10 protein-coding genes are annotated in these 9845 nt (G+C 63.9%); 6 read left to right on the top strand and 4 right to left on the bottom strand.

All coding sequences use genetic code 11. The features are described 5' to 3' along the window. Positions 1 to 2: 2 nt before the first annotated feature. Positions 3 to 2900 (top strand): hypothetical protein, encoded by a 2898-nt coding sequence (locus VMF11_02335; GenBank protein ID HTU69132.1) that lies wholly within the window; start codon positions 3 to 5, stop codon positions 2898 to 2900. On the opposite strand, the gene VMF11_02340 is transcribed toward VMF11_02335, so the two are convergent. Then, positions 2891 to 3364 carry a carboxymuconolactone decarboxylase family protein gene (locus VMF11_02340; protein HTU69133.1) on the bottom strand — a complete coding sequence of 158 codons (474 nt, stop codon included), beginning with the start codon at positions 3362 to 3364 and terminating at the stop codon, positions 2891 to 2893. The genes VMF11_02335 and VMF11_02340 overlap by 10 nt on opposite strands. Before the next feature lie 103 nt (positions 3365 to 3467). Between VMF11_02340 and VMF11_02345 the strand changes: the two genes are divergently transcribed. Beyond that, a complete protein-coding gene (locus tag VMF11_02345; GenBank protein HTU69134.1) occupies positions 3468 to 4130 on the top strand; it encodes a hypothetical protein in 663 nt (220 codons plus the stop codon). A 31-nt stretch (positions 4131 to 4161) separates the two neighbouring features. On the opposite strand, the gene VMF11_02350 is transcribed toward VMF11_02345, so the two are convergent. Continuing rightward, a complete protein-coding gene (locus VMF11_02350) occupies positions 4162 to 6126 on the bottom strand; it encodes a SpoIIE family protein phosphatase (protein HTU69135.1) in 1965 nt (654 codons plus the stop codon). Positions 6127 to 6230: 104 nt separating this feature from the next. On the opposite strand from VMF11_02350, the gene VMF11_02355 reads away from it, so the two are divergent. Further along, complete coding sequence (locus VMF11_02355) at positions 6231 to 6530, top strand: hypothetical protein (GenBank protein HTU69136.1); 300 nt, start codon at positions 6231 to 6233, stop codon at positions 6528 to 6530. Here VMF11_02355 and VMF11_02360 read toward each other — a convergent pair. Both VMF11_02360 and VMF11_02365 read right to left on the bottom strand, forming a co-directional pair. Continuing rightward, the gene (locus tag VMF11_02360) at positions 6475 to 6900 is read right to left on the bottom strand and encodes an ATP-binding protein (GenBank protein HTU69137.1); all 426 of its coding nucleotides are present in this window, start codon (positions 6898 to 6900) and stop codon (positions 6475 to 6477) included. The two genes, VMF11_02355 and VMF11_02360, sit on opposite strands and share 56 nt — an antisense overlap. Before the next feature lie 50 nt (positions 6901 to 6950). After that, positions 6951 to 7550, bottom strand: a complete 600-nt coding sequence (locus tag VMF11_02365; protein ID HTU69138.1) for a hypothetical protein — start codon at positions 7548 to 7550, stop codon at positions 6951 to 6953. Positions 7551 to 7618: 68 nt separating this feature from the next. Here VMF11_02365 and VMF11_02370 point away from each other — a divergent pair, with 68 nt between their 5' ends. From VMF11_02370 to VMF11_02380, 3 genes are read left to right on the top strand one after another with little or no spacing between them, the layout of a single operon-like run. Then, positions 7619 to 8560, top strand: coding sequence for a zinc-binding alcohol dehydrogenase family protein (locus VMF11_02370; protein HTU69139.1), 942 nt, complete (start codon positions 7619 to 7621; stop codon positions 8558 to 8560). Positions 8561 to 8562: 2 nt separating this feature from the next. Continuing rightward, complete coding sequence (locus VMF11_02375; protein HTU69140.1) at positions 8563 to 8907, top strand: hypothetical protein; 345 nt, start codon at positions 8563 to 8565, stop codon at positions 8905 to 8907. A gap of 18 nt (positions 8908 to 8925) precedes the next feature. Next, entirely contained in the window at positions 8926 to 9672 is a 747-nt protein-coding gene (locus VMF11_02380; GenBank protein HTU69141.1) for an HAD-IIB family hydrolase, read from the top strand. Positions 9673 to 9845 lie beyond the last annotated feature (173 nt).

Consider the following 9845-nt stretch of genomic DNA (forward strand, 5'->3'; position numbering starts at 1 on the left):
GCATGATTCCTGCACTGCTTCTCGGCGCCGCGCTCGAGTTTCGCAACATCGGGCCGTTTGACGGACGGCTCGACACCGTTGCGGGCGTTCCATCTGACCCGGCGATCTATTACGCGGGTGGTCTCGGCGGCATGTTCAAGAGCACGAACGGCGGCGAAACGTGGTCGTCGATCTTCAATAACGAGCCGGTCAGTTCGATCAGCGCCATCGCGGTCGCGCCGTCGAATCCGTCGATTCTGTACGCCGGTACCGGCGAGCAGAATTTGCGCAACGACGTTGCGTTCGGCGACGGCATGTGGCGCTCGAGCGACGCGGGTAAAACCTGGACGCATGACGGACTCGACGCCACCGGATCGATCGCCGCGGTCGCGGTGGATGCGAGCAATCCGGATCGCGTCTTCGTCGCGGCGCTCGGCGACGTGTATCGCGCCAGCACCGATCGCGGTATCTACCGGACGACCGACGGCGGCAAGACCTGGCAAAAAGTTCTCTATACCGACGATCGCACCGGCGGCTCGAGCATCGCGATCGATCCGGCCGATCCGAACGTGATCTTCGCCGGCATGTGGGAAGGCTGGCGCAACGCGTATCATCTCACCAGCGGCGGTCCCAACGACGGCATCTACGAATCGACCGACGGCGGCGACCACTGGACGCGCTTGCAAGGCCACGGCCTGCCGAGCGGCGTCACCGGACGCATCGCGCTCGCGTTCGCGCCGAGCAATCCGCAGCGGATCTATGCGATGATCGAATCATCGCAAGGAACGCTCTGGCGCAGCGACGATCGCGGCAAGACCTGGACGATGGTGAACACCTCACACGGCATCGATCAGCGGCCGTTCTATTTCACCTCGCTCGCCGTCGATCCGAAGAACGAGAATCACGTCTACTTCATGTCGGTCGAGATTTGGCAAACCACCGACGGCGGAAAGACGGTTCACACGATCAAGCGTCCGGCCGGGTTCGGCGACAACCATCAGATGTGGATCGATCCCTCGAATCCCGCGCGCCTTGCCGTTGCCAGTGATGACGGCATCGCCGTAAGCGTCGACGGAACGAACACGCTGACCTGGAAGCCGATGCCGATCGCGCAGCCGTATCATCTCGACGTCGATGACCGCGTTCCGTACACGATTTGCGCCGAGGATCAAGACGCCGGCAGCGCCTGCGGCCCGAGCAACAGCCTCGAATACCAAGGCATCGGCCTAGGCGACTTTTTCTACGCCGGCGGCGGGGAGAGCGGTTGGATTCTTTTCGACCGGGCGGATTCGAACATCATCTACGGCGACGGCTACCAAGGATCGCTCACGCGATTCGATCGCCGAACCACGCAAGTGCATGCGATCAACGTGTGGCCCGAAGACGCGATGGGGTGGCCGGCGGCTCCGCTCAAATATCGCTTTCAATGGACCTCGCCGCTCGCGATGCCGCCGCAGCATCCGCACCGGCTCTTCATGGGCGGGAACCGAATCTTCGAAACCGACGACGGCGGGGCCACCTGGCGCCCGATCAGCCCCGACCTGACCCGCAACAACAAGGCGCGCCAACAACTCTCCGGTACGCCGCTCACGCCCGACAATACCAGCGTCGAATATTACAACGTCGTCTTCAGCATCGGTCCGTCGAGCGTTCGCGACGGCGAAATTTGGGCCGGCACCGACGACGGCCGCGTGTGGCTCACGCGTGATGACGGATCGCACTGGCAAAACGTCACGCCGCCGCAGTTCCGTTTCGTGCCGAAACAGCATTGGCTGCGCGTCGACTACGTCGCGCCCTCGCCCTTCGACGCGGCGACGGCCTATGTCGCGGCCGACGCGCACAAGTGGGGCGATCGCGCACCGCATCTGTTCGTCACCCACGACTACGGCAAGAGCTGGAGCGTGATCTCGAACGGATTGCCGCAGAACAGCTACACGCGCATGATTCGCCCCGACCCGTTCCGCCGAGGTATGCTCTACGCCGGAACCGAGACCGCGCTCTGGTATTCCTACGACGACGGCGCGTCGTGGACGCAATTCGGGTTCGGATTGCCGACGGCCCCGTATTACGACTTCAAGATCCAGCGGCGCTTCGACGATCTCGTCGTTGCGACGCACGGGCGCGGCATCTGGATTCTCGACGACCTGCATCCGCTGCAAGAGATGAGCGCAGCCGTCCGCGCGCAGCCGCTGCACCTCTTCACGCTGCGCGATGCCTATCGCTTCGAGCTGCGGCCGAGCCTGGCGACCGCGTCGATCTGGGGAGAGAACCCCGGATACGGCGCCGACGTCGATTTCTGGTTGTCGGCGGTGCCCGCACACGCTCACGTGACGGTTGAAATTCTCGACGGAGCGCACGTGATCCGAACGATCGGCGTGAAGAAACCGATCGCCGGCATCAATCGCGTTTGGTGGAATCTGCGCTACGACAAGATCGAACTTGCTGCAAACTACGTTCCTTGGAACCCCGGCGGCTTTGCGGGGCCGCTCGCCATTCCGGGACGCTACACCGTTCGAGTGCTTGCCGGCGGACGAACCGTCCAAGGGTCGGTGCGCGTGCTGCAAGACCCGCGCTCGACCGCGTCGCCCGCGGCCCTGCGGGAGCAACTCGCGTTCGTGCTGCGCATTCGCGGGGATCTCGTGTCGCTGACGAAAACGATCGATCGTTTACAGGCGCTCAAGAAAAAGAAACCCGCGCAGGCCGCGGCGATCGACACCCTGCTGCGCCGCATTTACACGCCGGGTTTGACCCAGGGCGAGGACGCGCTGCGCGTGCAGGAGCGCGTCTACGGGCGTTTGAGCTTCCTCGCATCGGATGTTCGCTCCGGCGAGGCGGCGCCGACACGCGCTGATTACCAGGTCTTGCGATTGCTCGAAACGCAGGCAAATACGCTCAACGCCCAGGCACGCGCCTATTTCTGATACGCATTGACGGCGCGTTCGGCGGCGCGGAGCGCTTCGGCTGCGACCGGAACCCCGGCGTAGACGGCGGTGTGCAGGATGACCTCGATGATCTCGTCTTCGGTGAGGCCGTTGTTGAGCGCGCCGCGCACGTGTGTTTCGAACTCCGGCCAGCGGCCGAGGGTGGAGAGAATCGCGAGGTTGATGATGCTGCGCTCGCGCAGCGCCAGTCCCGGCCTGATCCACACGTTCGCCCAAACATGCTCGGCGGCGAAATCGGCGAAGGCCTTTTGAAACTTCGAGGGCGCCGCCCCGTGGAGGTCGACGTACTCGTCGCCCAGCACGGTGCGCCGGAGGGCCTTGCCCTGGGCGATGCGTTCTGTTTCGTTCATTCGTGCACTGTACTCCGCGCGCGAGGAGAGCGTCAACGTTTCGGGAACGGAAGGCCACGGACCGGCGTGGGTGAACGGGGGCCCGCTCGGCACCGAAGCGAGTTACTTCGTGGCAATTCGCCAAGGTTGGGTAGATAAAAGAATAGCGGTTGCGCGACGCAACCGAACACCCATCCCTTAGGAGGAACACAATCTCATGACTACGTCTCACGTCCACGGTGAACGAACGGTCGTCGAAGTCGAGACCGCCGGTTCGGTTATCGAGGCTGGAGCCGGAGTTGCCGTCATTGCCTTAGCCATTATCGGTTTGGCGCGTGGCGACAATGGATTCGTCACGGCCATTGCGGCGATCGTTCTCGGCGCGGCGCTATTCGCGCAAGGCGGAGCGATCGCAGCTCAATACTCCAAACTCGTCGATCTCATCAGCGGAGGCGCGATCGGCGCGATCGAACTCGGCGGCGGCATGGGCAGCGATATCATTGCCGGTGCCGCGGTCGTCGTGCTCGGCATTCTCGGGTTGATCGGCTTTTCGCCGGGCATCCTGCTGGCGAGTGCCGTCATCGCCGCCGGCGCAACGCTGCTGTTAGGTTCTGCCAGCATCGAGCGCCTGGCGATGTTTCGCGCCAGCGCTGCCGGCCTCAGCGAGATGGCCACGAAGCTCACGCAAGCCACCGTCGCGAGCGCGGTGACCGCACAGGTCCTCACCGGCTGCGGCGCCATCGTACTCGGCATCATCGCTCTGGCGATGCCGGCGCACGCCATCGCGCTTACGCTGATCGCGCTTCTGGCGCTCGGCGGATCGATAATGGTTACCGGCGCGGCGCTTACCGGCCGTCTGATGCAATTCTTCGAACGCTGATCCCGATCGCCCAACCATCCGCGCCGCGCGGCTATGACGATGCTTGCGCGACGCGGCGGCGCTGGAAGCGCCGCGGTACACGCGGACTGGGTTCGCGCCGGTCGAGCATGATCGGCAACTCAGCCGTCACGCGATTACCGCGGCGCGTGCGCGCGATCGTGAGCGCGCGCGCGAGGTTCTCGACCAGCAGTAAGCCGCGTCCGCCTTCGGCGAGAGCGTCGGGCTGCGCGACCGCATGGACGATCGGCTGGCCTTCGTCGGCGACGTGCAAGAACGCGCCGTCTTCCATGATCTCGAGCGTGATCTCGGCCGATCCGGGCGTATGGCGTGCCACGTTGCCGACCAGTTCACCGAAAATGAGTTCCGGTGCGGACAGGTCGGTTCCGTCGGACGCGAACTCGCCCAGATGCCAGAGGAACGCGCGCTTGGCGCGGCGGGCGGCCGACGCGCTGCGCGCGTCGATCGTCCAGGTCTTCACCGTGTTCACACGCGCGAATCCGATGTCGGTGATGCCGATGAAGAGCACGGCCGCGTCGTCGCCGGGAACGCTCCCGTCGAGTACGTCGCGCAGGATGACGTTCGCGATGTTCTCGGTGGCGTTGTAATACTCGCGGTTCACGATGTCGATCAAACGCTCGACGCCGGCGGAGTAGTCGCGGCCCAATTTCCGGTCGACTTCGACCACGCCGTCGGTGAAGACGACGATCGCCGAACCGGCGTCGAGGGAGAGGGAATGTTGCCGGTACTCGGCGCGCCGGTCGGCGCCCATGATCAGACCGCCGCCGGTAATCTGCTCGACGACGCCGGTTGCGCGAACGGTGATCGGCATCGGGTGACCGGCCGACGCGTAGCGCAATACGCCGCTGGTCAGTGAAAGCTCGCCGTAGAAAAGCGTCACGAGCGGGCCGCTGTCGTCGCACGCGGCGCGATTGACGGCTTGCAGCACCTCCGAGGGCTGTTCGTACAAGCGCGCGGCCATGCGCACGGATTGACGCATCTGTGCCATCGTGCTCGCGGCTTGCAAGCCATGCCCCGAAACGTCGCCCACACTGATGCAGAGCCGTCCGTCACCGAGCAGAAAGACGTCGTACCAGTCGCCGCCGACGTCGGCGCCGGCGAGCGAAGGCGTGTACGACGCGTCGATGCGCACGCCCGGGACCTGCGGCAGATTTTGCGGAAGCAGCGCGCGCTGCAGCACGGTTGCGTTGTTGTGCTCTTGCTGCATGCGCGTGAGGATCGTACGGTATTCCCGTTCGGCGCCCGCGATCTCGTCGTCGCCGGGCAACGGATCTGGATGTTCGCCGCGCAGCAGTTCCTCGGCGTTCGTGCGCAATCGCTCCGCACGTCGCGCGACGTGGATCGCGAAGGCGACGGCGAGCGCCAGAAACAGCACCATACCGCCGAGGAGCGTCCCGAGCAAGATCGCCGAGAAGCGGCGAAGGTACAGGCTGGTGCTCGCGAGCGCGTTGACGGCGATCACACGCTCGGCGCGGTCGACGTCGCGTTTTGCGGTCACCAGCGTGGCAGAGAGTTTTGCCGTTGCGGGCGATGCGATCATCGCCTTCATCGTGGCCGAATCGCCGCGCCGCGCCGCGTAGAAATAGCGCGCCAGAAACGCGCTGCCGGTATCGACCGCGGTCGCGAATATGCCGGCGTACCGCCGCTCGCCCGGCGTCGCATCGGCCTCCGACACGAGGGTAGCCACGCGCCGGCGCACTTCTCGAACCGCCGCACGAAATGCGGCGACGTCTCGCGCGTCGTCCGCCCGGCGGTAGCTGGTGGCGACGTCGTCTTCTTGGCTGAACGCGTTCTGCAGCGCGTCGTTGGCAAGGATCACCCGCTGGGTGTGATCGGCCCAAAACGCGGTTCGGCCGATTGCGGCTCGCGTGCTCACGGTATAGGCGAGCATTGCTGCCAGCACCACGATCGGCACCAGTGCGATCAGAATCGCTTGGACGCGGAGTTGCGAGAAGAGCGTGCCCAAAGGCCGTACCATGCAACGCCTTTCTTCGTCGGCACCTCAATCTCGCCTAGGCGCCTGCTTGCTTCCTTTCTCTCCACGCTTTTAACCGGTGGGGCGAGCCGGGTATCTTTCTCACCATGGCCATCTCAAAGAAGAAAATCGACGCGATTTACGATCTCCGCGAGGCCGCCGAGGCCAAGGCGATCGCCGAAAAGGAAGCGAGCGATCATCCCTCACCGCAGCGCCGGAGTGAATTGCTCGATGCGCAGCTTACCCTCGAAGACAAGACGATAGTGGCCATCGAGGCCTGTCACGAATGCGGTCACGAGCACGAGGTGGGAATGCCGCATGGGCCGGCCGCCGACGTGATTGCGCTCGACGTCAAACGCCGCCGTCGGCCGGCGTCGCCTGATGCGAACTCTGGGGAAGGTATTTGACCAACCGCAGCCGCCGCCCGCGATCGAGGTAATGCACCTCGTCGAGCAAGCGGTGCATGATGAGAAAACCGTAGCCGCGCGGCGATTCGCGCTCGCGCCGCTCGGCGACGACGTCGGACCGCAAAAAGCCGACGACGCGATCCTCGATCTCGACGACCACGCGTTCGTCGTCGCACGCGCACGACACGATCAGTGTCTGTCCGCCGCCGTGCTCCACCAGGTTCGCCAGTGCTTCGCCCAACGCGATCTCGAACTCGGAGAGATGCTCTCCCGAGAGCCAGGAGCGCACCGCATCGACGATGATCTTCCGCGCCCGATGCAGACTGTCTGCCGAGCGCTGAAAGTAGCGGCGATAGCTCGCGGGGTCCATTATAGAATGTTCATGCCCAAGCGCTCTCCTCGTTACACCGCGAATAGTGCTCAAGGCGGGGCAGGAAACGGAACGCGGACGCCGATTCGTTCGCCCAGGAAGTAGGCAAGTAGCGCGCCCTCCCAGCGCAAGTGGCGTTTCAGCCAGGCGTATTGCGCCGGACACGTCATCTCGCCGCCTTCGATCAGAAACTGGCCGTCGGTTGCGATCACGTGATGGTATGCGTAGTACGCGCGCTCGGTCGGCGTGAAGTCGTCGTGCTTGAATCGGTAAGGCCAATATTTTCCGTAGAGCCGTTTCCACGCGTCCGCGATATTTTTCGATGCGGTGCTATAGCGCGGATAGGCGACCGATGCGCCCGAACTACACGGGACCACGTTGCCGTCGAAGTGCACGTAGACCGCGACGCGCACGTGATAGGTTCCGTGCACGTACGCGGGCAGCCGCAACACGCGCACGCCGTGCGCGCGCAAAACACGCGCCGCTTCGTTGGCCACGATCGGATTCCAGACGATCTCTCCCGGCGGCGTGCCGGCCCCGGTGTTGTGGCATAGGCTCTGCGGCTCGCGCCAACAATCGGGACGCCCTTGGTGCCCGGCTTGAATCAATACGTCATAGTGTGTGAGGACGGCGAGGAGCAACCCTAGCATATCGAGGCCTGTTCCACACGATAGCTATGCGTGCATTGCGATTCGAAAAATTCGGTGAGCCCTCGTCCGTGCTTCAGGTCGCGGACCTTCCCGACCCGGTCGCAAGCGAGGGCTTTGCGGTGGTTCGCATCACCGCCGCGTCGATCAACCCGAGCGACGTGAAAAACGTGGCGGGTGCGATGGAGGGGACGACGCTGCCGCGCACGCCGGGGCGCGATTATGCCGGTATCGTCGAGGACGGTCCAAGAGAGTGGCTCGGTCGCGACGTCTTCGGAACGGGCGGCGAGATCGGGTTCACCATCGACGGCTCGCACGCCGAGTTGATGCGGCTGCCGGTCGCGGCGCTGACGCCCAAGCCTTCCAAGTTGAGCGCTGCCGAAGCCGCGAGCGTGGGCGTAACCGCGGTCATCGCATGGCTCGGCTTGATCGAATTCGCGGCGTTGCTGCCCGGCGAGAGCGTCGCGATCGTCGGCGTCGGCGGCGGGGTAGGCACGGCGGTCGCACAACTTGCGCGCTGGCGTGGTGCATCGTTCATCGTCGGTGCCGACGTGTTGCCGCCCGCACCGGGTTCACCGGCCGCGCGCGCGATCGATCGCTACGTCGCAAGCGACGAGCATCTCACGCAGGCGATTCGCGATGCAACCGGCGGCAAGGGCGCTGACGTCATCTTCGATGCGGTCGGCGGCATCACGTTCGAAGCTTCGCTCAAGAGCCTCGCACTCCGCGGGCGACTGGTGACGATCGCCGCGACCGGGAAGACGCGTGTCGAATTCGATCTGCGGGACTTCTATCATAACGAAAGCCGAATCATCGGTGCGGATAGCCGTAAGCTCGATGCGAGCGCGTCGGCCGAGCGCTTGCGGGCGATGCTTCCCGCCTTTGAATCGGGCGCGCTGGCAGCGGCGCCGATGGACCGCGCCGTGCCACTGGGCCAGGCGGTTGATGCGTACGAGCAGGTGGCCAAGGGTGCGCGGGATCGCTTCGTTCTGGCACCGCGTGGTAGACTCTAGACATGGAACATACGACGCACGACAAGCATTCGCATAGTCATGGGACCGATTGTGCGCATCCGAAAATCCAACACAAAGGGCACGTGGATTATCTTCACGACGGCCATCTGCATCACGTGCACGAAGGACACATCGACGAACACGTCGTCGAGGTCTCGAGCACGAATCCCGCCGAGTGCACCAAAACGCATGCGTGCGGAGGTCACGAAGGATCGCACAAACACGGCACGGGTTGCGGCCACAATGCCGTACCGCACGGCGATCATGCGGATTACTTGGTGAAGGGCCATCTGCACCACGCGCACGATTCGCATTGCGACGATCACGGGGTGCTGGCCACCGCGTAAACCGAGCCCCCGTATCCCTTGAAGAAGCTGGTCGTCTTCGATCTCGACGGCACGCTGGCACCGAGCAAGTCCGCGATCGACGACGCGATGGCGGCGTTGCTCGGGCGTTTGCTCGAGGCGGTGAAGGTCGCGATCATCTCCGGCGGCGATTTCCCGCAATTTCAAAAACAAGTCGTCGACCGTCTTCCGGCCGCAAGCACGCTAGAGAACCTTTCGATCTTGCCGACGAGCGGAACGAAATTTTTTGCCTATGACGGCCGGTGGCGCAAGCTCTATTCCGAAGATCTGACCGATACGGAAAAACAGACGATCGAGGAGGCGCTCGAGAAGGCCGTCGCGCAGGCCGGGTTTCAGCCGCAGCAAACCTGGGGCGAGCGCATCGAAGATCGCGGAACGCAGATCACCTACTCGGCGCTGGGCCAGCAAGCTCCGCTCGCAGCGAAGGAGAGGTGGGATCCGGACTTCGCCAAGCGCAAAGCGATCAGCGCAATTCTCGCTACGACGCTGCCCGGATTCTCCGTGCGGCTCGGCGGCACGACCTCGATCGACGTAACCCGTCCCGGTATCGACAAAGCCCACGGCATCCACAAGCTGCGCGAGATTTTGCACGTTTCGATTGCCGAGATACTCTATGTCGGCGACGCGATCTTCCCCGGCGGAAACGACTACGCCGTGTTGCAGGCGGGCGTCGACTGCATCGGCGTTCGCGATCCCGAGGATACCAAGCACGTGATCGAGACGATCCTCGCCTGGACAGGGTATTGAATCGTAGGGAAGCTCTGACTTCTTCAGAGCTTCCCTAGTGTAGTGTCTCGTAAATTAGTTGAATAATTCTGCACATCGTGTTAGAGTTACATCATGGGTCGTCCTCTTCGTGATCTGAACATGACGGATGCAGAGCGCGCGACATTGCAGAGCTGGGCGCGTCGGCCGAAGAC

It is taken from the genome of Candidatus Baltobacteraceae bacterium, assembly GCA_035502855.1.
GTDB lineage: Bacteria > Vulcanimicrobiota > Vulcanimicrobiia > Vulcanimicrobiales > Vulcanimicrobiaceae > Aquilonibacter.

Coding starts and splice junctions, on each gene's coding strand:
- VMF11_02365 (HTU69138.1), bottom strand. CDS start 7,550: ATGCTAGGGTTGCTCCTCGCCGTCCTCACACACTATGACGTATTGATT.
- VMF11_02375 (HTU69140.1), top strand. CDS start 8,563: ATGGAACATACGACGCACGACAAGCATTCGCATAGTCATGGGACCGAT.
- VMF11_02345 (HTU69134.1), top strand. CDS start 3,468: ATGACTACGTCTCACGTCCACGGTGAACGAACGGTCGTCGAAGTCGAG.
- VMF11_02355 (HTU69136.1), top strand. CDS start 6,231: ATGGCCATCTCAAAGAAGAAAATCGACGCGATTTACGATCTCCGCGAG.
- VMF11_02335 (HTU69132.1), top strand. CDS start 3: ATGATTCCTGCACTGCTTCTCGGCGCCGCGCTCGAGTTTCGCAACATC.
- VMF11_02360 (HTU69137.1), bottom strand. CDS start 6,900: ATGGACCCCGCGAGCTATCGCCGCTACTTTCAGCGCTCGGCAGACAGT.
- VMF11_02350 (HTU69135.1), bottom strand. CDS start 6,126: ATGGTACGGCCTTTGGGCACGCTCTTCTCGCAACTCCGCGTCCAAGCG.